Annotated in this window: 20 protein-coding genes; 4 read left to right on the forward strand and 16 right to left on the reverse strand. The window is 64.3% G+C overall.

The window, feature by feature from the left end:
- Positions 1–5 precede the first annotated feature (5 nt).
- From zwf to pgl, 3 genes are read left to right on the forward strand one after another with little or no spacing between them, the layout of a single operon-like run.
- Entirely contained in the window at positions 6–1,577 is a 1,572-nt protein-coding gene (gene zwf, locus ACLKOZ_RS07725; protein ID WP_436474049.1) for a glucose-6-phosphate dehydrogenase, read from the forward strand.
- Positions 1,574–2,515: a glucose-6-phosphate dehydrogenase assembly protein OpcA gene (locus ACLKOZ_RS07730; protein ID WP_436474051.1), complete on the forward strand. Its 942-nt coding sequence runs from the start codon at positions 1,574–1,576 to the stop codon at positions 2,513–2,515. The genes zwf and ACLKOZ_RS07730 overlap by 4 nt, the downstream gene beginning before the upstream one ends.
- Complete coding sequence (gene pgl / locus ACLKOZ_RS07735) at positions 2,505–3,323, forward strand: 6-phosphogluconolactonase (protein ID WP_337352483.1); 819 nt, start codon at positions 2,505–2,507, stop codon at positions 3,321–3,323. Before ACLKOZ_RS07730 ends, pgl begins: the two co-directional genes overlap by 11 nt.
- On the opposite strand, the gene ACLKOZ_RS07740 is transcribed toward pgl, so the two are convergent.
- The 16 genes from ACLKOZ_RS07740 to ACLKOZ_RS07815 all read right to left on the reverse strand — a co-directional run bounded on the left by ACLKOZ_RS07740 (position 3,276) and on the right by ACLKOZ_RS07815 (position 21,790).
- A complete protein-coding gene (locus tag ACLKOZ_RS07740) occupies positions 3,276–3,671 on the reverse strand; it encodes an RNA polymerase-binding protein RbpA (RefSeq protein ID WP_337352484.1) in 396 nt (131 codons plus the stop codon). The two genes, pgl and ACLKOZ_RS07740, sit on opposite strands and share 48 nt — an antisense overlap.
- 114 nt (positions 3,672–3,785) lie before the next feature.
- The gene (gene secG / locus ACLKOZ_RS07745; RefSeq protein WP_337347308.1) at positions 3,786–4,043 is read right to left on the reverse strand and encodes a preprotein translocase subunit SecG; all 258 of its coding nucleotides are present in this window, start codon (positions 4,041–4,043) and stop codon (positions 3,786–3,788) included.
- A gap of 51 nt (positions 4,044–4,094) precedes the next feature.
- Entirely contained in the window at positions 4,095–4,910 is an 816-nt protein-coding gene (gene tpiA / locus ACLKOZ_RS07750; RefSeq protein WP_337347307.1) for a triose-phosphate isomerase, read from the reverse strand.
- 101 nt (positions 4,911–5,011) lie between these two features.
- Positions 5,012–6,238, reverse strand: a complete 1,227-nt coding sequence (locus tag ACLKOZ_RS07755; protein ID WP_436474055.1) for a phosphoglycerate kinase — start codon at positions 6,236–6,238, stop codon at positions 5,012–5,014.
- A 10-nt stretch (positions 6,239–6,248) separates the two neighbouring features.
- The gene (gap, locus tag ACLKOZ_RS07760) at positions 6,249–7,259 is read right to left on the reverse strand and encodes a type I glyceraldehyde-3-phosphate dehydrogenase (RefSeq protein ID WP_436474057.1); all 1,011 of its coding nucleotides are present in this window, start codon (positions 7,257–7,259) and stop codon (positions 6,249–6,251) included.
- Positions 7,260–7,521: 262 nt separating this feature from the next.
- Complete coding sequence (locus ACLKOZ_RS07765) at positions 7,522–8,148, reverse strand: superoxide dismutase (protein WP_056339769.1); 627 nt, start codon at positions 8,146–8,148, stop codon at positions 7,522–7,524.
- A 138-nt stretch (positions 8,149–8,286) separates the two neighbouring features.
- Entirely contained in the window at positions 8,287–9,267 is a 981-nt protein-coding gene (gene whiA / locus ACLKOZ_RS07770; RefSeq protein WP_066284919.1) for a DNA-binding protein WhiA, read from the reverse strand.
- Between the two features lie 9 nt (positions 9,268–9,276).
- Positions 9,277–10,296, reverse strand: a complete 1,020-nt coding sequence (locus tag ACLKOZ_RS07775; protein WP_436474060.1) for a gluconeogenesis factor YvcK family protein — start codon at positions 10,294–10,296, stop codon at positions 9,277–9,279.
- Positions 10,296–11,219 carry an RNase adapter RapZ gene (gene rapZ / locus ACLKOZ_RS07780; protein WP_436474062.1) on the reverse strand — a complete coding sequence of 308 codons (924 nt, stop codon included), beginning with the start codon at positions 11,217–11,219 and terminating at the stop codon, positions 10,296–10,298. Before rapZ ends, ACLKOZ_RS07775 begins: the two co-directional genes overlap by 1 nt.
- A 71-nt stretch (positions 11,220–11,290) precedes the next feature.
- Entirely contained in the window at positions 11,291–13,297 is a 2,007-nt protein-coding gene (uvrC, locus tag ACLKOZ_RS07785) for an excinuclease ABC subunit UvrC (protein WP_436474064.1), read from the reverse strand.
- Between the two features lie 55 nt (positions 13,298–13,352).
- Complete coding sequence (locus ACLKOZ_RS07790; RefSeq protein ID WP_337347301.1) at positions 13,353–14,021, reverse strand: lysophospholipid acyltransferase family protein; 669 nt, start codon at positions 14,019–14,021, stop codon at positions 13,353–13,355.
- Positions 14,008–14,724 carry an HAD hydrolase-like protein gene (locus ACLKOZ_RS07795; protein ID WP_436474067.1) on the reverse strand — a complete coding sequence of 239 codons (717 nt, stop codon included), beginning with the start codon at positions 14,722–14,724 and terminating at the stop codon, positions 14,008–14,010. Before ACLKOZ_RS07795 ends, ACLKOZ_RS07790 begins: the two co-directional genes overlap by 14 nt.
- A 90-nt stretch (positions 14,725–14,814) precedes the next feature.
- A complete protein-coding gene (gene uvrA, locus ACLKOZ_RS07800; protein WP_337347299.1) occupies positions 14,815–17,742 on the reverse strand; it encodes an excinuclease ABC subunit UvrA in 2,928 nt (975 codons plus the stop codon).
- Between the two features lie 45 nt (positions 17,743–17,787).
- Positions 17,788–18,168, reverse strand: a complete 381-nt coding sequence (locus ACLKOZ_RS07805; RefSeq protein WP_436474070.1) for a GntR family transcriptional regulator — start codon at positions 18,166–18,168, stop codon at positions 17,788–17,790.
- Complete coding sequence (locus ACLKOZ_RS07810; RefSeq protein ID WP_436474072.1) at positions 18,165–20,060, reverse strand: ABC transporter ATP-binding protein; 1,896 nt, start codon at positions 20,058–20,060, stop codon at positions 18,165–18,167. Before ACLKOZ_RS07810 ends, ACLKOZ_RS07805 begins: the two co-directional genes overlap by 4 nt.
- Positions 20,057–21,790 (reverse strand): ABC transporter ATP-binding protein, encoded by a 1,734-nt coding sequence (locus tag ACLKOZ_RS07815; RefSeq protein ID WP_436474267.1) that lies wholly within the window; start codon positions 21,788–21,790, stop codon positions 20,057–20,059. Before ACLKOZ_RS07815 ends, ACLKOZ_RS07810 begins: the two co-directional genes overlap by 4 nt.
- A 356-nt stretch (positions 21,791–22,146) precedes the next feature.
- On the opposite strand from ACLKOZ_RS07815, the gene ACLKOZ_RS07820 reads away from it, so the two are divergent.
- A complete protein-coding gene (locus ACLKOZ_RS07820; RefSeq protein ID WP_436474074.1) occupies positions 22,147–24,693 on the forward strand; it encodes a DEAD/DEAH box helicase in 2,547 nt (848 codons plus the stop codon).
- Positions 24,694–24,697: the final 4 nt, after the last annotated feature.

The following is a 24,697-nucleotide window of genomic DNA, read 5'->3' on the forward strand; positions in this document are numbered from 1 at the left end:
CAACCATGCCAGAAACTGAATACGGCAGGACCTCCGGGTCGCGTGCCGGAAAATCAGGGCGCAATCCGCTCCGGGATCCGCGTGATCGTCGTTTGAACAGGATTGCTGGTCCGTCGTCGTTGGTGCTTTTTGGGGTGACTGGTGATCTTGCGCGTAAGAAGCTGATGCCGGCTGTGTATGACCTGGCGAACCGGGGGTTGTTGCCGCCGAGTTTCGCGTTGGTGGGTTTCGGGCGGCGGGCGTGGAGTGATGGGGAGTTCGCTGCTGAGGTGAAGTCCTCGGTGCAGGCTTATGCGCGGACGCCGTTTGATGAGGCGGTGTGGAACCAGTTGTCCGAGGGTGTCCGGTTTGTCCAGGGCGAGTTTGATGATGATGACGCGTTTGAGCGTCTGGGTGACACGATTGCGTTGTTGGATGAGGAGCGCGGGACGCGGGGTAATCACGCGTTTTACCTCTCGATCCCGCCGAAGGCCTTTGAGCAGGTCTGCCGTCAGTTGTCCAAGCATGGCCTGGCGCAGGCTGATGGGGAGAAGTGGCGGCGGGTGGTGATCGAGAAGCCGTTCGGGCATGACCTGGAGTCGGCGCGGGCGTTGAATGACATTGTGGAGTCGGTGTTCCCGCCGGACGCGGTGTTCCGGATTGATCATTACCTGGGGAAGGAGACGGTGCAGAACATCCTGGCGTTGCGTTTCGCGAACCAGTTGTTCGAACCGTTGTGGAACGCGAATTATGTGGACCATGTCCAGATCACGATGGCCGAGGACATCGGCACCGGTGGCCGGGCGGGGTATTACGACGGTGTGGGTGCTGCGCGGGATGTGATCCAGAACCATCTGCTGCAGTTGTTGGCGCTGACCGCGATGGAGGAACCCATTTCGTTTAACGCCGATGATTTGCGGGCGGAGAAGGAAAAGGTCCTGGCCGCGGTCAAGCTCCCGGAGGATTTGTCCACGCATTCGGCGCGGGGCCAGTTCGCCGGCGGGTGGCAGGGCGGGGAGCAGGTCCAGGGTTATCTGGAGGAAGAGGGCATCCCGGCTGATTCGACCACCGAGACGTTCGCCGCGATCCGGGTGGATATCCATACCCGGCGCTGGGCCGGGGTGCCGTTCTACCTGCGCGCGGGCAAGCGGCTGGGCCGGCGGGTGACGGAGATCGCGGTGGTGTTCAAACGCGCGCCGAACCTGTTGTTCCGTGACCATGGCGAGGATGACTTCGGGCAGAACGCTGTGGTCATCCGGGTCCAGCCCGATGAGGGCGCGACGATCCGGTTCGGGTCCAAGGTCCCGGGCACGCAGATGGAAGTCCGGGACGTGACGATGGACTTCGGCTACGGGCACTCGTTCACCGAGTCCTCTCCGGAGGCGTATGAGCGTTTGATCCTGGACGTGCTTTTGGGTGAGCCGCCGTTGTTCCCGCGGCACGAGGAAGTGGAACTGTCCTGGAAGATCCTGGACCCGTTCGAGGACTACTGGGCCACCCTGAACGAACAGCCCGAACCCTACGCCCCGGGGTCCTGGGGCCCCGCCAGCGCTGATGAGCTGCTGGCCCGTGACGGACGAACCTGGAGAAGGCCATGATTGTAGACCTGCCGGACACCACTACCTCGAAGATCTCCAAGAAGATCATGTCGCTGCGTGAACAGGGCGGCGTGATCGCCCTGGGCCGGGTCCTGACCCTGGTGGTCGTGACCAAGTCCGGGCTCGAGGAAGAAGCGATCGAAGCCGCGAACGAGGCCAGCCGCGAACACCCCTGCCGGATCATCGTGCTCGCCGACGCCGGAGCGTCCGCCCCGGACCGGCTCGACGCGCAGATCCGGGTCGGCGGGGACGCCGGCGCGTCCGAAGTCATCGTGCTGCGCGGCTACGGCGAACTCGCGCACGAGTCCGAATCACTCGTCGCGGCCCTGCTGCTCCCGGATGCCCCGATCGTGGCCTGGTGGCCGCACGGGGCGCCGGAGAACGCCTGCGAAACCTCGATCGGCCGGATCGCGCACCGCCGGATCACGGACTCGGCCAACGAACCGGACCCCCAACTGGCGCTGGAAAACATCCGGTCCACGTACAAGGCCGGCGACACCGACCTCGCCTGGACCCGGCTGACCAACTGGCGGATCCAGCTCGCCGCCGTCCTGGACCAGGTCGACTCCTCCCCGGTGACCGCCGTCGCCGTCGAAGGAGCCTCCGACTCCCCCTCCACCATCCTGCTCGCAGCCTGGCTCACCCTGTCACTGGACGCCCCCGTCACCATCGTCGCGGACCCCGCCGGGACCGGCATCCGCCGCGTCCGCCTCACCCGCCCCGGCGGCGACGTCCAACTCTTCCGCCCCGGACTCTCCATCGCCGAACTCACCCAACCAGGCCAACCCGCCCAACGCATCTCCCTGCCACGCCGCAGCCTCCGCGACTGCCTCGCCGAAGAACTCCGCCGCCTCGACCCCGACGAGGTCTTCGGAGAAGTGATTACTATTGGACTGCCACGTACAAATCTAAGGAGCGTCCGACCCAGTGAGCGTTGACCCAAGAGTAAGCATTCATCCTGATTCGTCCGTCCTGATGGCTGCCATCGCAGCCCGCCTGATCACCAAACTCGTGGATGTACAGGACAAACACGGTGAAGCCACCGTGGTCCTGACCGGCGGCACGGTGGGCATCGGTACCTTGAAGGCTGTTGCTGACTCCCCGGCTGCGCCCGCGGTCGACTGGTCGAGGGTGAACTTCTGGTGGGGTGACGAGCGGTTTGTTGCCGCCGACGACGCCGACCGGAACACCAAGCAGGCGTTCGACGCACTGTTGTCCCACATCCCGGTGGATCCCGCGAGGATCAACCAGCCGGCGTCGTCCGACGATTTTGACACTCCCGAGGAGGCTGCAGAGGATTACGCGCGCAGGCTCCGGGAAGCAGCCCAGGCCGAGCACGCTGCAGACATGTCGGATGACCGTCCGGATGAGCCGGGCATTGTTCCGCGGCTGGATGTTGTCCTGCTGGGCGTTGGGCCCGACGCGCATGTGGCATCCCTGTTTCCGGAGCAGGGCGGTATCCGGGAGAAGTCGCTGACTGTCGTCGGCGTGCGCAACTCCCCCAAGCCGCCGCCGATGCGTATCTCACTGACGTTGCCTGCCATTAACACGGCAGCCGAAGTCTGGATGGTGGTCGCGGGTGAGGACAAGGCCGGTGCGGTGGGCCTGGCCCTGGCCGGTGCAAACCCGGTACAGGTCCCCGCAGCCGGCCCGAGGGGCACCGCCCGGACTCTATGGCTTATCGACGAGAACGCAGCCTCACGTGTCCCGCAGCAGCTCGTCCGCAAGGACGCCGCGGGCGCGTAGCCTTTCGAGCGCTCCGGCCAGGACGTCTTCCGCGTCCTGGTCGGAGCGTCTTTCTTTAACGTATTCGAGGTGGCTCTTGAAACCCTCCTCGGGGGTGTCCAGGCCTGCGGCTTCGCTGCCGTCCCTGGACGCCGGGGCGCCACACCTTCGGCAGTCCCACATCACCGGTATCTGGTCCTCCGGAAGTTTGATAAACACGGGGGTGGTCTCGTGTCCCTTGGCGCACCAGTAGGACACGCGGATACGAGGGAGACTTTCACCGTGAAGGTCTTCGGACTGGTGCCTGGGGCCGGCTCCCTCCGTGACACCCACACGGGTGCCGCGGAAGCCTGAAGCAGTATGTACCATTCGGGACTCCTGACCGCTTAAACGAAACTGTGGCTGTTGGGAGCCAACAGCCACAGTTTAGTTCGCAGTTTCCCCTGGCGGCAGTGCCGGAAGGGGATCAGTTGCTTCCGGACCTCAGGAGTCGCCGGAGCCGCTGAACCTCATGATGAGGCCGAGGGCGATGATGACAATGCCCCACGTGACGCCCAGGATGATCGTGAACCTGTTCAGGTTCCGTTCCGCAACACCGGAGGAACTCAGTCCGGAGCTCATGCCGCCACCGAACATGTCCGACAGGCCACCGCCCCGTCCTTTGTGCAGGAGGATGAGCAGCGTCAGCAGAAGGCTGGTGATGCCCAGGAGAATCTGCAGAATGACATGAAGAACGTCCACGACGGCCTTTCGGAAGATTGGGAATTACGGGAGCTTACGCTGCGTACTGGACTAATCCGTCAGCAGGTGACTCTCGAACCTGACAATATTAGCAAACTCAGCGGGGTCGAGGCTCGCGCCGCCCACCAACACGCCGTCGACGTCACGTTCCTTGAGGATCGCGGCAACGTTGCTGGCCTTGACCGAGCCGCCATAGAGGAGGCGAATCTTGGCAGCGACGTCGTCACCGAAAATCGTGGCCAGTTCGGCACGGATGGCGGCGCACATTTCCTGTGCATCTTCCGGGCCTGCCACTTCTCCGGTGCCGATGGCCCAGACGGGCTCATAGGCCACTACAAGCTCGCTGGCCTGTTCCGGTGTGAGGCCTGCGACGTCGGCGCGGAGCTGGGTCAGCGTGTGCTCGACGTGGGTACCGGCCTGGCGGATTTCGAGGCCTTCGCCGACGCAAAGCACGGGGACGATGCCGTGCTTGTACGCCGCCTTGACCTTGGCGTTGAGGACCTCGTCCGACTCCAGGTGGATGGTGCGGCGTTCACTGTGGCCCACGAGCACGTACTTGCAGCCGAGCTTGCCCAGGAACTGGCCTGAGATGTCCCCGGTGTAGGCTCCGGAATCGAACTGGGACAGGTCCTGTGCGCCGTAGGCAACGTCCAGTTCATCGCCCTGGACGAGCGTTTGCACGCCGCGAAGGTCCGTGAACGGCGGGAAGACAGCAACCTCAACGCGGTTGTAGTCGTGCTTGGCGTCCGACAGGGTCCAGGCCAGTTTCTGCAGGAGGGTGATGCCCTGGACATGGTCCATGTTCATCTTCCAGTTGCCTGCGATGAAGGGCGTACGGTCAAAAGAGCCATTCGTTGACGTAGTCACGTATTCTCCAAAAGTTCTGAGGATGTATTCGGCCGGCAGGGAACCCGCGGGCTCCCTGCCGGCCGGAGGACTTGGCAGTCCAAGTTGGCAGGCGTGATGACTTAGCGGTCCAGGACAGTCAGTCCGGGAAGGTCCTTGCCTTCAAGGTATTCCAGGCTGGCGCCGCCGCCGGTGGAAATGTGTCCGAACTGGTCATCGGAGAAACCGAGCGTCCGGACGGCGGCAGCGGAGTCCCCGCCGCCCACCACGGTGAACGCGTCGGCTTCGGTCAGGGCCTGTGCCACTGCCCGGGTGCCGCCGGAGAAGGCCTCGAATTCGAAGACACCCATGGGGCCGTTCCAGAACACCGTCTTGGCGCCCTTGATCCGGTCCGCAAAAGCTGCGGCGGAGTCGGGTCCGATGTCCAAGCCAATTCCCTGGGCACCAAAGCTGCTGCCCTCGATGCCGTCCGCCGGGACGGTCTCGTGATCGGCGTCTGCAGCGAACTTGCTGGCCACCACGATGTCAGTGGGAACAACAAACTCGGTGCCGGCGTCCGCTGCCCGCTTCAGGTAGTCCTGGACAACGGGGATCTGGTCCTCCTCCAGGAGGCTTCCAGCCACTTTGTGGCCTTCTGCGGCGAGGAAGGTGAACAGCATGCCGCCGCCCACCAGGATGGTGTCAGCCTTGCCAATGAGGTTGTCAATGACGGCGAGTTTGTCGGAGACCTTGGAACCGCCGAGCACCACCACGTAGGGACGCTGTGTGTCGGCCGTGAGCTTGCGCAGCACCTCCACTTCGGTGTGCACGAGGTCACCCTGGAACGATGGAAGCCGGGTGGCGACGTCATACACGCTGGCGTGCTTGCGGTGCACAGCGCCGAAAGCATCATCAACAAAGGCGCCGTTGTCCCCGGTGAGGGAGACCAGTTCATCCGCAAAGGCGGCCCGTTCGGCGTCGTCCTTGGAGGTTTCGCGGGCGTCAAAGCGGACGTTCTCCAGGACAAGCGCCTCACCGTCCTGCAGTGCAGCGGCTTGTTCCTTCGCGGAGCTGCCGACGGTGTCGTCGGCGAGGGAGACCTTGAACCCTGCGAGTTCGGCCAGCCGGGACGCGGCAGGCTTGAGGGAGTACTTCTCTTCCGGAGCGCCCTTGGGCCGTCCGAGGTGGGCTGTTACCAGCACGCGGGCACCGGCGTCCGTGAGCTTCGTCAGGACTGGAAGGGAGGCCTTGATCCGGCCGTCGTCAGTCACTGTAGAGCCGTCGAGCGGCACATTCAGGTCACTTCTGACAAGAATGTACCGCCCGCGGACACCTTCAGCGATCAGTTCGTTGAGGGTGTGAAATGTCATGTGTCTAACCCTAGCCCAGCTTGGATGCGACGAGCTCCGTCAGGTCCACGAGGCGGTTGGAGTAGCCCCATTCGTTGTCATACCAGGAAACAACCTTGACCTGGTTGCCGATGACCTTGGTCAGCCCTGAGTCGAAGATGGACGACGCGGGGTCACCTACGATGTCCGAGGAAACGATCGGAGCGTCCGTGTAGGTCAGGATGCCCTGGAACGCGTCGGACTCGGCAGCCTTCTTCAGCGCAGCGTTGACTTCCTCGACGGTGGTCTCGCGGCCAACGGTGACGGTGAGGTCGGTTGCGGAGCCGGTGGGGACCGGGACGCGGATGGCGTAGCCATCCAGCTTGCCCTTGAGCTCCGGGAGGACCAGGCCGATTGCCTTGGCCGCACCGGTGGAGGTGGGGACCATGTTGATGGCGGCAGCGCGGGCACGGCGGAGGTCGTTGTGCGGGCCGTCCTGCAGGTTCTGGTCGGCGGTGTAGGCGTGGACCGTGGTCATGAGGCCGCGCTCGATGCCGAACTCGTCGTTGATGACCTTGGCCAGCGGGCCGAGGCAGTTGGTGGTGCAGGACGCGTTGGAGATGATGTGGTGCGCAGCGGAGTCGTAGAGTTCGTGGTTGACGCCCATCACGATGGTGATGTCCTCGTCGGATGCCGGAGCGGAGATCAGGACCTTCTTGGCGCCTGCGTCAATGTGCTTCTGGGCGGCAGCGGCCTTGGTGAAGAAGCCGGTGGACTCGATGACGATGTCGACACCGAGCTCGCCCCACGGGAGGTTGGCCGGGTCGCGCTCGGCGAGGACCTTGATGATGTTGCCGTTGACAACGATGTTTCCGTCCTTGACCTCGACGGTTTCGGTCAGGCGGCCGCCGACGGAGTCGTACTTGAGCAGGTGGGCCAGGGCCTCGGGGCTGGTGAGGTCGTTGACTGCAACGATCTCGAGGTCCGCACCCTGTGCGAGTGCTGCGCGGAAGTAGTTGCGGCCGATACGGCCAAAGCCGTTGATACCAATACGGGTCGTCACTTTTTCAGTCTCCTTGGTGCTTGCTTAAGCACAACTAGTTGAGCGGGCGTTCAAGCCAACTAACAGATCCCGCACGCCATTGGGCAGAGATGATTAACAGATTGGAGGGCGACCAGCCACGTTGCTGAAGGCTAACCGCCTTCCGTGATCCATCTTACGTTTAAGTAGGTCCGCCCCCGCAAGTGCGGGGGCGGACCTTCCACATTCCGGCCCTAAAGCGCCGAAATGTGAAGTTTGTTACAGGCACATGTTGCGCCAGTCACTACGGGAGGGTGATCAGGCCCGTGGCGTTGGTGCGTGCTGCGTCGAACCGCTTGGCGACGTCGGCCCAGTTCACGATGTTCCAGAAAGCCTTGACGTAGTCAGCCTTGACGTTGACGTAGTCCAGGTAGAAAGCGTGCTCCCACATGTCAAGCATCAGCAGCGGGGTAGTGCCCAGTGCCACGTTGCCCTGCTGGTCGTAAAGCTGTTCGATGACCAGGTTTCCGCCGATGGGCTCGTAGGCCAGGAAACCCCAGCCGGAACCCTGCAGGCCGAGCGCCGCAGCGCTGAACTGGGCGCGGAATGCGTCAAAGGAGCCGAAGGCGTCGTCGATGGCCGCAGCCAGTTCGCCTTCGGGCTTGTCGCCACCGTCCGGAGACAGGTTGTTCCAGAACACCGAGTGGTTGATGTGGCCGCCGGTGTGGAACGCGAGGTCCTTGGAAAGGCGGTTGATGTTGGCGAAGTCGCCCTTGTCACGCGCCTCTGCCAGCTGGGCCAGGGCGTTGTTGGCCCCTGCAACGTAGGCAGCGTGGTGCTTGCTGTGGTGCAGCTCCATGATGCGCGCAGAGATGTGCGGCTCAAGGGCGGCGTAGTCGTAGCTGAGTTCAGGCAATACGTACTCGGTCACAAAATCCTCCAATGTCGTGGACTGACTGTCCGGTTGGTAACTCTCTCGGATTGTGCATCCGGATGGCGGGCATCCGGAAGATTGCTGCGGCGGAGTTGGCGGGCATTTCCGTCACATGGTCTTGATTCTAGGGGGCTGCTACTCGTCCAGCATTTCCGGCGTCACATTGGCGTCCGTCCCGGGGATGCCAAGGTCCAGGGCGCGTTTGTCGGCCATGGCCAGCAGCCGGCGGATCCGCCCGGCGATGGCGTCCTTGGTCATCACCGGATCCGCCAGGCGGCCAAGTTCATCCAGGCTGGCCTGCTTGTGGGCGACCCTGAGCTCGCCGGCATACTTGAGGTGGTCCGGAACGTCGTCCCCCAGGATCTCCAGCGCACGGTCGACCCGTGCGCCGGCAGCCACGGCGGCCTGTGCGGAGCGCCTGAGGTTGGCGTCGTCGAAGTTTGCCAGCCGGTTGGCCGTGGCGCGGACTTCCTTGCGCATCCGGCGTTCTTCCCAAACCATGAGTGCGTCGTGGGCACCCATGCGGGTCAGGAGGGCAGCGATGGTGTCGCCGTCGCGGATGACCACGCGGTCCACTCCCCGGACTTCCCTGGCCTTGGCCTGGATACCCAGGCGACGGGCGGCCCCCACGAGTGCCAATGCCGATTCCGGCCCGGGGCAGGTCACTTCCAGGGACGAGGAACGGCCAGGTTCGGTGAGGGATCCGTGGGAGAGGAAGGCGCCGCGCCACACGGCTTCGGCGTCCGCTGCCGATCCGTTAACGACGGCGGAAGGCAGCCCCCGTACGGGCCGGCCACGGCCGTCCAGGAGCCCGGTCTGCCGGGCCAGCGCTTCGCCGTCGCGCACAACCCGGACAACGTAGCGGCTGCCCTTGCGGAGCCCGCCACCGGAGACAACGATGATCTCGCTCTGGTGTCCGTAGACCTCCGCGATGGCGGCCCTGAGTCGCCGTGCCGTGGACGCCAGGTCCACTTCAGCCTCGATCACGATCCGGCCGGAGATGATGTGCAGTCCGCCGGCGAACCGGAGCATCGCGGAGACCTCGGCTTTGCGGACCGATGATTTCTTGATGTCCAGACGGGACAGTTCTTCTTTGACCGATGCTGTCAGTGCCATGGCACCTTCCTAACTGTTCCCAAAAATGTCGTGGTACGCCGTTGCCAGACGCAAGGGGTCATGGACGGGTCGGCGGCCCGACGCCCCTACTTTACCCAAGACGACCTCGGCACCGATCATCCCGGCTGCCTTTTCGAACTCCTGCCTGTCAGGAACGGAGGCCGGATCGGCGAGCACGACGTCGACGCTGAAGTCCGGGGCGTATTTGCGCAGCGCGTGGAGGTGGTCGGCGGCGGTCATACCGGACGTCTCCTTGGTGTCCGTGGCCAGGTTCATGGTCAGGCACCGTTTGGCGGCTGTCCCGCACAGCGCCTGCCGCATTTCCGGCAGCAGCAGGTGCGGCAGCACGGAGGTGTACCAGGACCCTGGGCCGAGGATCACCCAGTCGGCGAGCTCGATGGCGGTCAGAGCCTCAACGCAGGCGGGCGCTGCCTCGGGGAGCAGCCTGACCTGTTCCAGCGAACCGGCCACGGCACAGCGGGCCTGGCCGACAATGGTCTGCAGTGCCGTCGTGCCATCCGGGGACGCGAGGCGGATGTCGCCTTCAATCGTGAGCGGGACGGTGGACATCGGCAGTACCTGGCCGCGTGCTCCCAGCAGCGCGCCGGCCCATTTCAGTCCGGCGACGGCGTCGCCCAGCAGTTCCCAGAGTGTGACGATCAGCAGGTTGCCCATGGCGTGTTCGTCCAGTGAGCCGCCACGGCCCTCCCCCGGCCGGAAGCGGTGCTGCATCACGTCGCGCCAGGTTCGGCCCCAGTCGGTATCGTCACATAGCGCGGACAGTGCCATGCGCAAATCCCCGGGCGGCAGCACGCCGTACTCTTCGCGCAGACGCCCGGACGAGCCGCCGTCGTCCGCCACTGTGACGATCGCGGTGAGCTCGGAGGTGAGCAGCCGCAAGGCGGAGAGGGAAGCGAACAGGCCGTGGCCTCCCCCGAGTGCGACGACGGTGGGACCTTTGTCCTTCTGGCTGGATCCCGTTCCGCCAGAAGGCGGAACCAGAGGCAGCGGGCCGGTAATCATCCCCATTACTCGCGGCCCAGGTCCCGGTGGGTGGTTGTTACGGTGACCCTGGGATATTGGGCCAGTTTCTTGGAAAGTTCGACGGCGACGGCTACAGACCTGTGCTTGCCACCCGTGCAGCCGACGGCGATCGTGGCGTAGTGCTTGTTTTCCCGGCGGTAGCCGTCGAGGACAGGTTCCAATGCCAGCACATAGCGGTCCACGAAATTCTTAACCCCCTCGGCCTCCAGCACGTACTCGCTGACGTCCTTGTCCAGCCCCGTATGGGGGCGCAGCTGGGGCACCCAATGCGGGTTCGGAATAAAGCGGACGTCGGCCACGTAGTTGGAATCGACCGGAAGGCCGTATTTGAAGCCGAAGCTCATGACGTTGAGCCGCAGGGCCACCGGGCCGGTCTCGCTGAAGAGTTCGGTGATGGCCGTGGCCAGGCCGTGGACGTTGTAGTTGGACGTGTCCAGCACGACGTCGGCGCTGTCGCGCAGTTCCGTCAGCAGCTCACGTTCGGCTGCTATGCCGTCAAGGATCCGGCCGCCTTCCTGGAGGGGATGCGGCCGGCGGCCCTGTTCGAAGCGGCGGACCAGGACGTCGTCGTTCGCGTCCAGGAACAACACCCGGAAGGTGACACCGCTGGCGGCCAGCGCGCCGAGGGCAGCGCGGATATCGGCGAACAGACCCTTGCTGCGGACGTCCATCACAACGGCCAGCCGGGGAATGGACTGGGGCGCGTGCGAGACCAGTTCCGCGAGGGTCCCCAGCATCTGCGGCGGAAGGTTCTCCACGACGTACCAGCCATGGTCCTCCAGCGCGTCCGCCGCCGTGCTGCGTCCCGCTCCGGACATCCCGGTGACCACCAGCAGTTCCGCTTCAAGGGGCTTGACCGGCGTCAGCCCGTCCTGCTCCGTCCCGGATCCCGCCGTCGAGTCTGCCATTGATTCCGCCCCGTTCCTGTCCTCATGTTGGCGGGGAACCGCAAAGGCGGAATCCCCGACCTTTACCCTAGCTAAGTTTCGAGGATTTCGCCGGTGGCCATGTTCACTGCCGGGACCAGGTCGGCAGCCTCGGCGTCGGAGCCGAAGTGGGCAACAATGGCAGCAGCCAGCGCCGGGCCGATGCCCTTTGCCTCCGAAAGCTGCCCCGCAGAGGCCGCCTTGACCCCCTTGACCGAACCGAAATGGTCCAGTAATGCTTTGCGCTTGGACTCACCCAGCCCTGGCACGCCATCCAGTGCCGAGACCGTCATGGCCTTCCCGCGCTTCTGGCGGTGGAAGGTGATGGCGAAGCGGTGGGCCTCATCGCGGATTCGCTGCAGCAGGTACAGCCCCGCTGATGTCCTGGGGAGGATCACCGGGAAGTCGCTGTCCGGCAGCCAGACTTCCTCAAGGCGTTTCGCCAGGCCCACGACGTAGACGTCGTCGATGCCGAGGTCGGCGAGGGCGCGGGCGGCCGCGTTGACCTGGGGCTTGCCGCCGTCGACCACTACCAGGTTGGGCGGATAGGCGAACTTTGCCTTCGGAGCAGAGGTAGTGGTGTCCAGTACCGCCGCGTCCCCGGCGGCATTGAGCGCAGCTTGGTGCCCGGAAAGGGCAGAAGCTTCCAGCTGTGCCGTTTTGTCCGTGAGGTAGTGCCTGAAACGCCTGGTCAGGACGTCGTGCATGGCGGCGGTGTCATCGGTAGCTGCGTCGCCGGTAACGGAGAACTTTCGGTAATCGGACTTTTTGGGCAGGCCGTCCTCAACCACCACCATGGAAGCCACCACATTGGTGCCCTGGACGTGCGAGACGTCATAGCATTCGATGCGCAGCAGCGCCACGGGCAAGTCCAGTGCTTCCTGTAGCTCCTGGAGCGCCTGGGAGCGGACGGTGAGGTCACCGGCACGCCGGGTTTTGTGCAGTTTGAGGGCATGCTCGGCGTTCTCGCGGACCGTGGACATCAAGGCAGCCTTATCGCCGCGCTGGGGTACCCGGATGTCGACTTTGGCGCCCCGCAGCCCGCCGAGCCATTGCGTCAGCTCGGTGTGGTTGCTGGGGACAACAGGGACCAGCACTTCCCTCGGGAGCCGGCCGTGGCTGTCGCCGTCCTCGCCGTAGACCTGCTGCAGCAAGTGCTCCACGAGATCCGGAAGGGTTGAATCCTCGACCTTTTCGACCACCCAGCCCCGCTGGCCGCGGACGCGGCCGCCCCGGACGTGGAACACCTGCACGGCGGCCTCGAGTTCGTCCTCGTGAAGTGCGAAGACGTCGGCATCAGTGTCCTCCGCCAGGACCACTGCATTCCGCTCGAAGACTTTGCGCAGTGCGGCGATGTCATCACGCAGCCGTGCGGCGCGCTCATAGTCGAGCTCCGCTACGGCGGCAGCCATTTCCTTTTCGAGCCGGGAGATAAAGCGCTTGGCCTCGCCGCCCATAAACGCGCAAAAGTCCTCAGCCAGGGCCCGGTGGTCCTCCGGGGAGATGCGGCCCACGCAGGGCGCCGAGCATTTGTCGATGTAACCAAGCAGGCACGGCCGGCCACTTGCCTGGGCCCTCTTAAGGACACCGGCTGAGCAGCTGCGCACCGGGAATACGCGCAGGAGGGTGTCCATGGTTTCCCTGATGGCACCGGCGGTGTAAGGGCCGAAGTACCGGGTGCCTTTTCGCCTGTCACCCCGCATGACCTGGACCCTGGGCAGCTTTTCGCTCATGGTGAGGGCCAGGTACGGGTAGGTCTTGTCGTCCCGGAAGACCACGTTGAACCGGGGCTTGAACTCCTTGATCCAGGTGTACTCGAGCTGCAGGGATTCCAGCTCGCTGCCCACAACGGTCCACTCCACGCTGGACGCCGCGTGCACCATGGCATAGGTCTTGGGCAGCAGGCCGGCCGGGTTCGCGAAGTAGGAATTCAGCCGTGACCGGAGGCTTTTGGCTTTGCCGACGTAGATGACCCTGCCGTGGGGGTCACGGAACCTGTAGACCCCCGGGTTGGTGGGAATTTCTCCCGTTTGGGGCCGGTAACTTGCTGGATTTGCCACCTATCCAGTCTACTGAGGCGGCGCGGTGGCTTGGGCCACCTGAAGCACGCGGCTCCTAATCCGTTGCTTTGCTCTGGTTGTAGCTGGTGGAGCGTTCCTGCCCGCTGAGTTCGGCGATCGCATCCATGATGCGGTCAGTCACCTGGCGGCGGGCGGGAAGGGAGTGGTCGGGGCCGGTCTTGTCGAAATAGAGCGGCTCACCCACCTTCATGGTGAAGTGATGCGGCTTGAAACCCTTTTCACCCGCCGGCTGCAGGTTCTCCGTGCCAATCAGGCCGACGGGGACCACCGGGGCTCCGGTTGCCAGCGCAAGCCAGCCCACGCCGGTGCGACCGCGGTAGAGGATGCCGTCCCGGGACCGTGTGCCTTCCGGGTAGATGCCGATGCCCTTGCCGTCCTCCAGGATGTCCATGAGGGTTTTGAGCGCCTGGACGCTGGCTGCCTGCTCGCCGCGCTCCACGGGGATGGACCCCACGGACTCGAAGAAAGATTTCATGACCTTTCCCTTGACGCCACCCGTGGTGAAGTACTCGGCTTTGGCGAAGAAGGCCACGGGCCGCGGCATCAGTGCCTGGACGATGACGCTGTCAAAAAACGAGAGGTGGTTCGGCGCCACAATGAAGGGCCCTTCTTTGGGGACGTTTTCAAGGCCGACGACGGTGGGCCGGCAGGTACCCGCGACGAGCCCGCGAAAGGTCCAGCGGACCGCCTCAAACAGTGCCATCGTTGTGCACCTCACTCATGGCTGCGGTGTGGATGGCTTCCAGCCGTTCGATGGCCGCCACCAGGTCCGGGGCGGTGTCCACGACGGCGACTGCGCCTGCGTTCTCCAGCTCGCCGTCGGGCGCGAATCCCCAGCTCACGCCGATGCAGTCAAGGCCGTTGGCGATAGCACCCGCCACGTCCTGGGCCCGGTCACCCACCATGACGGCGTGCTGGGTGGTGAGGTCGCCCAGCGCCGCGGCAATAATCCCTGCCTTGCCCACCGGACCCGCGGCGGCCGCGGACTCGTCATCGGCTGAACCCCTGATGAAGCTGAACTTGCCGGCAATACCGTGGTGCTGAAGGACAATTCGGGCCAGGCCCTCAGGCTTCTGGGTGGCCACAGCCACCGGACGGCCTGCGGCAGCGAAACTGTCCAGCACATCCAGGATTCCCGGGTAGAGCCGGCCCTGGGCAATGCCCTGCGCCAGGTAGTACTGCCGGTAGAGGCGGATGACGTCATCGAGCTTGTCCGCCGGAACCTGAGCCACGGTCAGGAGCGAGTCGCTCAGTTTGGGACCGATCATCGCGTCCAGGAGCTCCTGGCCGGGGACCGGGAGCCCCAGCTCCCGGAGGGCCGAAGCGATTCCGTCTGTTATCCCACCGGCCGGATCGACAAGAGTGCCGTCCAGGTCGAAGATCACGGGCACTGTTGTTTGAGTCACCGGCTTAGTTTCTCACGACACCTGTCCAGCCTGAAACTCGCATACCCGTCAGGGAATATTTCGGGAATGCTTCGGCCGGCGCCGACGCCGTTAGCCCAGAATTTCAGCGAGGAACGCTGCCGTGTGGCTCTCCGTCGATTTGGCTACCTGTTCCGGGGTTCCGGTGGCCACGATCTGGCCGCCGCCCGAGCCGCCGTTCGGGCCAAGGTCCACAATCCAGTCGGCGCTCTTGATGACGTCCAGGTTGTGCTCGATGGTGATGACGGTATTGCCCTTGTCTACGAGGCCCTGCAGAACCATCAGGAGCTTGCGGATGTCCTCGAAGTGCAGGCCCGTGGTGGGCTCGTCAAGGACGTAGACGCTGCGGCCGTTGGACCGCTTCTGCAGTTCCGCCGCCAGCTTGACCCGCTGGGCCTCGCCACCGGAGAGCGTTGTGGCAGGCTGTCCCAGGCGTACGTAGCCCAGGCCGACGTCCACCAGCGTGTTCAGGTGCCGTGCGATGGGCGAGAAGGCGGCAAAGAACTCCGCCCCTTCCTCGATGGGCATGTTCAGCACATCGGCGATGGTCTTGCCCTTGTAGTGGACTTCCAGGGTTTCCCGGTTGTACCGGGCACCATGGCAGACCTCGCAGGGCACATAAACGTCCGGGAGGAAGTTCATTTCGATTTTGAGCGTGCCGTCGCCCGAGCAGGCTTCGCAGCGTCCGCCCTTGACGTTGAAGGAGAACCGGCCCGGAAGGTAGCCGCGGACCTTCGCCTCGGTGGTCTCCGCGAACAGCTTGCGGATGTTGTCGAAGACGCCGGTGTAGGTGGCCGGGTTGGACCGCGGGGTGCGGCCGATGGGGCTCTGGTCCACATGCACCACCTTGTCAAGGTGCTCCAGGCCCTGGACCAGCTTGTGCCGGCCGGCCACCTGCTTGGCTCCGTTGAGTTTGTTGGCCAACACCTTGTAGAGGATTTCGTTGACGAGCGTGGACTTGCCTGACCCGCTGACGCCGGTCACGGCCGTGAACAGGCCCAACGGGAAGGCGGCATCCACGTTGACCAGGTTGTTTTCCCGGGCGCCCACAACTTTGAGCTCACGCTTTTTGTCGTACTTGCGGCGCTTTTTGGGCACCTCGATCTGCTTTCGGCCGGACAGGTAGTCGCCGGTCAGGGATTCCGTGTTCTTGAGCAGGTCCTGGTAGGACCCGGAGTGCACCACCTGGCCGCCGTGCTCGCCGGCGCCGGGTCCTATGTCCACGATCCAGTCCGCCACGTGGATGGTGTCTTCATCATGCTCAACCACGATGAGGGTGTTGCCCATGTCCCGCAGCCGGGTGAGGGTGTCGATCAACCGGCGGTTGTCCCGCTGGTGCAGCCCGATGGATGGCTCGTCGAGGACGTAGAGCACGCCCACGAGCCCCGATCCAATCTGCGTGGCCAGCCGGATTCGCTGCGCTTCGCCGCCGGACAGAGTTGCGGACGGGCGCTCCAAGTTCAGGTATTCCAGCCCCACGTCCAGCAGGAAGGTCAACCGGGCCTGGATTTCCTTGAGCACCTGATGTGCGATTTGTGCTTCGCGGCCGGTCAGTACCAGGTTGTTCAGGAAGTCCGCGCAGTCGCGCATCGGCAGGGCGGCGACGTCGGCGATGGACTTGCCGTTGATGAGGACCGAGAGGGAGGCAGGATTCAGCCGCGCCCCGTTGCAGGCGGGGCACGGAATCTGCCGCATGTATTCTTCGTAGCGGTCGCGGGCCCAATCGGAGTCCGTTTCGCCATGCTTGCGGTGGACGTACTGGATGGCGCCTTCGAAGCCGGTGCTGTATTTTCGCTCCCGCCCAAACCGGTTTTTGTACTGGACCACCACTTTGTGGTCCTTGCCGTGCAGGACCGTCTGGCGGACGTCGTTGCCCAGTTTCTCCCACGGTGTCTTCATGGAGAAGCCCAGTTCCTTCGCCAGGCCTTCCAACAGCCGGTTCCAATACTCAGTGGTAGCCGTGCCCAGGGACCATGGGGCGATGGCACCCTCGGAGAGGGAAAGCTCCGGGTTGGGGACAATCAGTTCCTCGTCCACTTCGAGCCGGGTGCCGATGCCACTGCAGGCGGCGCAGGCGCCAAAGGGATTGTTGAAGGAGAAGGAACGGGGTTCGATCTCGTCAATGGCAAGCGGGTGCTCGTTGGGGCAGGCCAGGTTCTCGGAGAACGCGCGCAGCCGGCCAGGATCATCGGCGTCGAGGTCCACGAATTCTGCCAGTACGCGTCCTTCGGCGAGGCCGAGGGCTGTCTCGATGGAATCTGTCAGGCGCTGGCTGATGCCTTCCTTGACCACCAGCCGGTCCACTACTACCTCGATGGTGTGCTTGAACTGCTTGCCCAGCTTCGGGGCGTCACTGAGCTGGACCAGTTCACCGTCCACGCGCGCCCGCGAGTAACCCTTCGCTGTGAGTTCCTTGAACAGCTCCACGAATTCGCCCTTGCGTCCGCGAACCACCGGGGCGAGGACCTGGAAGCGAGTTCCTTCCTCGAGCTCCAGCAACTGGTCCACGATCTGCTGCGGCGTCTGCTTGGCTACGGGCTCGCCACACACGGGGCAGTGCGGCCGGCCCACCCTGGCCCACAGCAGGCGCATGTAGTCGTAGATTTCGGTGATGGTCCCCACGGTGGACCGCGGGTTCTTACTGGTCGATTTCTGGTCGATGGAGACTGCCGGCGAGAGACCTTCGATGAAGTCGACGTCGGGTTTGTCCACCTGCCCCAGGAACTGCCGGGCGTAGGCTGACAGCGATTCGACGTAACGCCGTTGCCCCTCGGCGAAGATGGTGTCAAAGGCAAGGGAGGATTTCCCGGAGCCCGACAAGCCGGTGAAGACGATCATGGCATCGCGGGGAAGGTCCAGGTCCACGTTGCGCAGGTTGTGTTCGCGCGCACCCTTCACCACCAGGCGGGAGAGGTCCGGACGTACAGGCTTGACGATGGACTTTTCAATGGTGGCGGGAACGGACTCGACTGCTGTTTCTTCAGCTACGGCTTTAGGCACCCACTAATGCTAATCGAAAACTTCTTCGAATATCCATGCAGCGTGCTACTCAGCATCGTAGGCGGCCGCGAGGAGCTGTACGGCTTCTGCGAACGTAGCCCCCTGCGCCCGGGCAGCGGACGCGTACGTAGCCGCGGCGGCGGAGAGGGTTCCCCAGCGTTCGTCCCGCGCGCAGACCACCGTACCGTTCCTCCCCCTGGTGGCAACCACTCCAGCCGCCTCGAGTTCCTTGTAGGCGCGGGCGACGGTATGAGGGGCGACGTCGAGCTGACTTGCGAGGCTCCGCACCGCCGGAAGCCTGGTGCCCGGCGGCAACGCTCCGCTGTCCGCCAGCTTGATCACTTGCAGTCGGAGCTGTTCGAAGAGCGCCACCGTGCTGCCCTGGTTCGGTTTCCATTCCCCGGGAAAGGGCGACGCCGCGGTCAAATGCCCGCCTCCAATGCACCTGCACCCATGGCGTCAGCCTCCAGCGGCCGACTCTCCAAGGGAGGGAGGCCTGCGGCCCCTTCCTTGGCGCCACCGTTCTTGCGTCCATTGGGGTGGCCAGCGAACTGGGCAGCGTAAAGCCGGGCGTAATAGCTGTTGGCGGCCAGCAGGCTGTGATGCGTGCCTTGCTCCGCGATGCGTCCGTGGTCCATGACCAGAATTAGATCAGCGTCCCGGACTGTGGACAAACGGTGCGCGATCACAAAACTGGTTTTCCCGCGCCGGAGCCTCTGCATGGCCTGCCGGATCAGCACTTCGGTCCGGGAATCCACGGAACTGGTGGCTTCGTCGAGGATCAGCACGCTCCTGCCCGCCAACTGGGCGCGGGCAATCGTAATCAGCTGGCGCTGGCCCTGGCTCAGCGGGTCCCCGCCGTTGTGAAGCATGGTGTCGTAGCCAGCGGGCAAGGCCCGGACGAAGTGGTCCACGTGCGTCGATTCCGCGGCGGCAACGACCTGGTGCTCCGTGGCTCCGAGGCGTCCATAAGCGATGTTTTCCCGGATGGTTCCGGCGAAAAGCCAGGCATCCTGAAGTACCACGCCAAAGGCTGAGCGCAGAAGATCCCGGGGCATGGCCGCGATATCGGTTCCGCCCATGGTGATGCGCCCTGACCCTAACTCGTAGAACCGCATCAGGAGGTTGACCACTGTGGTCTTTCCAGCCCCGGTGTGGCCTACGATCGCAACCGTCTGGCCTGGTTCTACCGTGAAGGACAGCCCGCGCACGGCGTGGACCCGCTCGCGATAGCCGAACGTAACGTTATCGAAGACGATGCGGCCGGCCGGTTCTGTTGTGGACTGCTTCCCCCGGCGTTCCGAAGGCAGCTCCACGGCGTCGAGGAGGTCGAAAACCCGTCCTGCGGATGCCATGCAGGACTGGATGACGCTCAGCAGGCCGCCGATCTGGCCCACGGGCTGGGTAAAAAGCCTGCTGAACTGGATGAAAGCCTGGATTCCGCCGATAGTCATTGCTCCGGCAGTGACCTGCAGCGCTCCCACGACGGCAACTGCGATGTAATTGAGGTTGGCCACCAGGATCATCAGCGGCTGGACCAGGCCCGACGAGTATTGGGCCTTGGTCGCAGCCCTGGCCAGGCGGTCATTGCTGGCAGCAAACACAGCAGCTGCCTGCTCCTGGTAGCCAAAGGCCTTGATGACCTCATGCCCCGTGATGAATTCCTCAACGTGCGCGTTCAGTTCGCCTGTCTCGGTCCATTGCCGGGAGAAATGCGATTGGGACCGGCGCGCCACCAGCACGGTAATCACCGTGGAGAGCGGAACGGACAGCAGGGCTATGCAGGCGAGGACCGGTGAGATCCAGAGCATCATTGCCAGTGCGCCGCACAGCATCAGGACCGACATGATCAATTGGGTGAGTGCCTGGCTAAGGGCCTGGGCGATATTGTCGATGTCATTCGTGGCCCGGCTGAGGACGTCGCCCCGCGACTTTTCCTGGAAGTAGGTTGACGGCAACCGGTTCAGCTTGTCCTCCACCGCGGCCCGCAGGCGGTACATCACGCCCTGGACGGAGCTGGCCGTAAGTGAGCCCTGGATCCAGTTAAATAGCGAGGCGCCCACGTACATCAGTGAGACTGCCCCGAGCACGCTGCCCAGTGCACGCGAGTCCAGGGTGCCGGCCATCACTCCGTCCACCACGATGTCCGTGGCGTCGCCCAGGTACTTAGGGGCGGCAACATTCAGCCCGGCAAATATGCAGGTCGCGGCAATGGCGCCGGCCATGGCCCACCGGAAGGGGTGCAGCAGTCCGAGCAGCCTGCGGGCAGTGGGCCAGAAACGCAGCCCCGCCTCCCCACCCGGCAGCGGCGCGGTCATGGCATGTCCCCCAACGCCAACTGGGACCCTGCGATCTCACGGTACGTGGGGGAAGTTTCCAGCAGCTCGCCGTGCGTACCCCCGGCCACCAGGCGGCCGTCGTCGAGCACCAGTATTTGGCCCGCACCCGCGACAGTGGAAATCCGTTCGGCCACGATAATCACGACGGCGTGTCCCAGCGCCGTTTCAAGGCGGTCGCGCAACCGGGCTTCAGTATCAAAATCCAGCGCCGAGAAGCTGTCATCAAAGAGATAGAGGGGCGCGCGGCGAAGCACCGCCCTGGCAACGCACAAACGCTGGCGCTGGCCGCCGGAGAGCGTTGTTCCCCCCTGGCCCACCGGAGCCTGGAGCTGCAGTGGAAGTTCCCGCACGAATTCCGCCGCCTGGGCAGTCTCCAGCGCGTCCCAGAGCTCGGCTTCAGCGGCGTCCGGGGCCGCGACCCTCAGGTTGTCGGCAATGGTCCCGGTAAAAAGGTGGGACCGCTGCGGCGCCAAGGCGATGTTCTGGCGGAGGACATCCAGGGGCATGGACCGGATGTCCCGTCCCGCGAGGGTGATGTGGCCGGACGTGGCGTCAAGAAAACGAGGCAGCAGGTTGATCAGGGTAGATTTCCCGCTGCCCGTCGAACCCACAATTGCGGTGATACTGCCCTGCCGGGCCGTGAAGGAGACCGCTTCCAGCACCGGGGCCTCGGCGCCGGGGTAGGAGAAGGAGACGTCGCGGAAGGCGAGATCACCGCCGTCGAACGCTGGCCGGTCGGTGCCTGTGGGGACTTCCGGGCGACGGTCCGCGACCGAAGGGGAGGTGTCAAGAACGGCCCGCAGCCGCTCGGCACACACGGCAGCCCGGGGCCCGGTCATCAGGACATACATGGCCATCATGATGGCCAGCAAAATCTGCAGAATATACGCGATGAAAGCTGTCAGGGCGCCCAGCTTCATGTCACCGGCCTGGACCCGGTGTCCGCCGAACCAGATAACGGCGACCGAGGAAAGGTTCACGACGATCATGATCAGCGGCAGCATGCCTGCCACGAGCAGGGCAGACTGGAGGTTGTTCCGTGTCAGCCTGCCGTTCGCCTGCGCAAAGCGCTGGGTCTCGTGGTCCTGCCGGACGAAGGCCCTGATGATGTTCGCTCCGATGATCTGTTCCCGCAGCACTTCGCCGGTCCGGTCCAGGAGCTCCTGTCCATCACGGTACAGCGGAACCAAGCGGCGCACGATGACGTACATGATGGCCATCAGCACCGGCACCACCACAATGACGATCGAGGAAAGCACCACATCCTGCTGCAGTGCCAGGACGATCCCGCCCGCGCCCATGACCGGTGCCGCCACCAGCATGGTGAAGACGAGCACGGCGAACGATTGGATCTGCAGGGTGTCGTTGGTGGTCCGGGTCACCAGGCTCTGAGCGCCGAAGGACGCGATTTCCTGGGATGAGAGCGATTGGATTTTGCCGAAAACCTCCTGGCGCAACTGCGCACCGAGCCGCATTGCCACCACGGCCCCAAGATACCCGGCCGCCAGGGCTGCCGCCGCCTGAACAACTGCAATGGCGGCCATGACTGCGCCGAGCCTGAGAATGACATTGGTGTCTCCAGGGACGATGCCGTCGTCGATGATGGCGGCATTGACGGTGGGCAGCAGCAGGTTGCCGAGGGTTTGGACCAACTGCAGGAAGACGATGGCTGCGACAGCGACCTTGTGGGCGGCGAGCAGCCGGATCATCAAGCCGATAAGCACTGCACCTCCACAAGTCGTCTGGAGGCCAATCGGGAACAGGATGCCCCTCCCCCAACAGCCGCTCCGTCATTGTAAGCCACATCACATTCGTTCTGTTGTCACGCGGCGTGACGCGTGCCGTAAGCAATCTACAGCGAATGGAATTCCAGGCCTAGGCGTTCTTGCGGGCTACCGCGAAGATTCTTCGGAACGGGAGCGCTGTCCCTTGTTCCGTGGCTGGGTAGGCCTCCCATATCCGTATCCTCGGATGTCTCCATGGTCTGTTGTTCGCACCGGTACCGCGAGCCTGACCCGCCCTCGCCAGGATCTGCGGCGGCTCCCGGGCACTAAGCTGGAAAACAATGAAACTCGTTGACCAGCTGCCCGTCCTGCCCGCCTCAAACCCCACGGGCGCAGGCCTTGACCCGGACGCCCTGTACACACAATTCCTGGAATGGACCGAAAGCCGCGGGCTTGCCCTGTACGCTGCCCAGGACGAGGCCATCATGGAACTCGCCACGGGCGCCAACGTCATCCTCGCAACGCCCACCGGTTCCGGAAAGTCCCTCGTCGCCATCGCAGCGCACTTCCAGGCAATGGCCCGCGGACAGCGCAGCTACTACACAGCGCCCATCAAAGCACTTGTCTCAGAGAAGTTCTTTGCCCTGTGCGACATTTTCGGCGCCGAGAATGTTGGCATGATCACCGGTGATTCGGGCGTGAACCAGGACGCACCCATCATCTGCTGCACGGCCGAGATCCTGGCGAACATCGCCCTCCGCGAAGGGGCAGGTGCGGACCTTGGCGCCGTAATCATGGACGAGTTCCACTTCTACTCGGATCCGCAGCGCGGCTGGGCGTGGCAGGTGCCGCTGCTGGAGCTCCCCCAGGCCCAGTTCCTCCTGATGTCCGCGACGCTGGGCGACGTGAGCCGGTTCGAGGACGGCATCACCGAACTCACCGGACGGCCCACCACCACCGTCAGTTCCGCCGAGCGTCCCATCCCGCTGCACTACTACTACCACCAGACGCCGGTCCACGAGACCCTCGAGGAACTGCTCTCCACCAAGCAAGTTCCTGTGTATGTGGTGCACTTCAGCCAGATCGAGGCGATCGACCGCGCCCAGACCCTGATGAGCATCAACGTGTGCACCCGCGAGGAGAAGGACAAGATCGCGGAGCTGATCGCCAACTTCCGTTTTGCGGCAGGCTTTGGCAAGACCCTCAACAGGCTTGTCAGGCATGGCATCGGCGTCCACCATGCGGGCATGCTGCCGAAGTACCGGAGGCTCGTTGAACAGCTTGCCCAGGCAGGTCTGCTAAAGGTGATCTGCGGAACCGACACGCTGGGCGTGGGTATCAACGTGCCCATCCGCACCGTGCTGCTCACGGCTTTGAGCAAGTACGACGGCGTACGCACCCGGCTGCTCAACTCACGTGAGTTCCACCAGATTGCCGGCCGGGCAGGACGCGCAGGCTATGACACCGCCGGGACGGTGGTGGTTCAGGCGCCGGAGCACGTGACGGAAAACGTGAAGGCAATGGCCAAGGCCACGGCCAAGTTCGGCGATGACCAGAAGAAACTCCGCCAGGTGGTCAAGAAGAAGCCGCCGGAAGGTTTTGTGTCGTGGGGTGAGCCTACGTTCAAGCGCCTGGTCGAGTCCGTCCCCGATCCCTTGAACTCAAGCTTCAGTGTGACCCACGCGATGCTGATGAACCTGATGGAGCGTCCGGGCGACCCGTTCCAGGCCGCCCGGCGGCTCCTGACCGAGAACCACGAGTCCCGGTCCTCACAGCTCCAGCTCATGAAAAGGGCCCTGGGGATCTACCGGGAACTGCTTGCCGCCGAGGTGGTGGAGCAGATACCCGCCCCGGAGCAGGGCGCTGACGGCAGGACCGTCAGGCTCACTGTCCACCTGCAGGCCAACTTTGCGCTGAACCAACCGCTCTCGCCGTTCGCCCTCGCTGCACTGGAACTGCTGGACCCGGATTCGCCGTCGTACGCCCTGGACGTAGTGTCCGTGATTGAGGCGACGCTGGAGAAGCCCCGGCAGATCCTGTCCGCCCAGCAGAAGAAGGCACGCGGCGAAGCCATCGCCGCCATGAAGGCCGACGGCATTGAGTACGACCAGCGCATGGCCATGCTGGAGGAGGTCACGTATCCGCAGCCGCTCGCGGAGCTCCTGGGTGAAGCCTTCGAGGTCTATCGCAAGGCTGCGCCGTGGGTGGGCGACTTTGAGCTGGCACCGAAGTCCGTGGTCCGGGATATGTACGAGCGTGCCATGAACTTCGGCGAATTTGTCCAGTTCTACGGGCTGGCGCGCTCCGAAGGCATTGTCCTTCGCTACCTCGCCGACTGCTTCAAGGCGTTGCGCCAGACCGTACCGCAGGATCTCCTCCGCGAGGACCTCGAAGATCTCATCGCCTGGCTCGGCGAACTGGTCCGGCAAGTCGATTCGAGCCTGCTGGACGAATGGGAGGAACTGACGTCCGGGGCAGCGCCCACACCGCACGATGCACCGCCTCCCCCGCCGCCGTCGCTGACATCCAACATCCGGGCCTTCCGGGTGATGGTGCGCAACGAAATGTTCCGCAGGGTGGAACTGTTCGCCGATGAGGACGCCGCAGCGCTGGGCGAGCTCGACGGCGGTGCAGGCTGGGATGCCGAGCGTTGGGAGGACGTCCTGGACGACTACTTCGACGAGCACAACGACATCGGTACCGGGCCGGATGCCCGCGGCCCGGGCCTGCTGATCATCACCGAGGAACCGGGGCTGTGGAAGGTCCGGCAGATCTTTGATGACCCGGCACGTAACCACGACTGGGGAATTTCTGCGGAGGTGGACCTGGCCGCGTCCGACGAAACCGGCACGGCAATGGTCCGAGTGACAGACGTCAACCGGCTCTAGGTCC

The organism is Arthrobacter sp. R4 (assembly GCF_051365025.1).
In the GTDB taxonomy this organism is placed as follows: domain Bacteria; phylum Actinomycetota; class Actinomycetes; order Actinomycetales; family Micrococcaceae; genus Arthrobacter.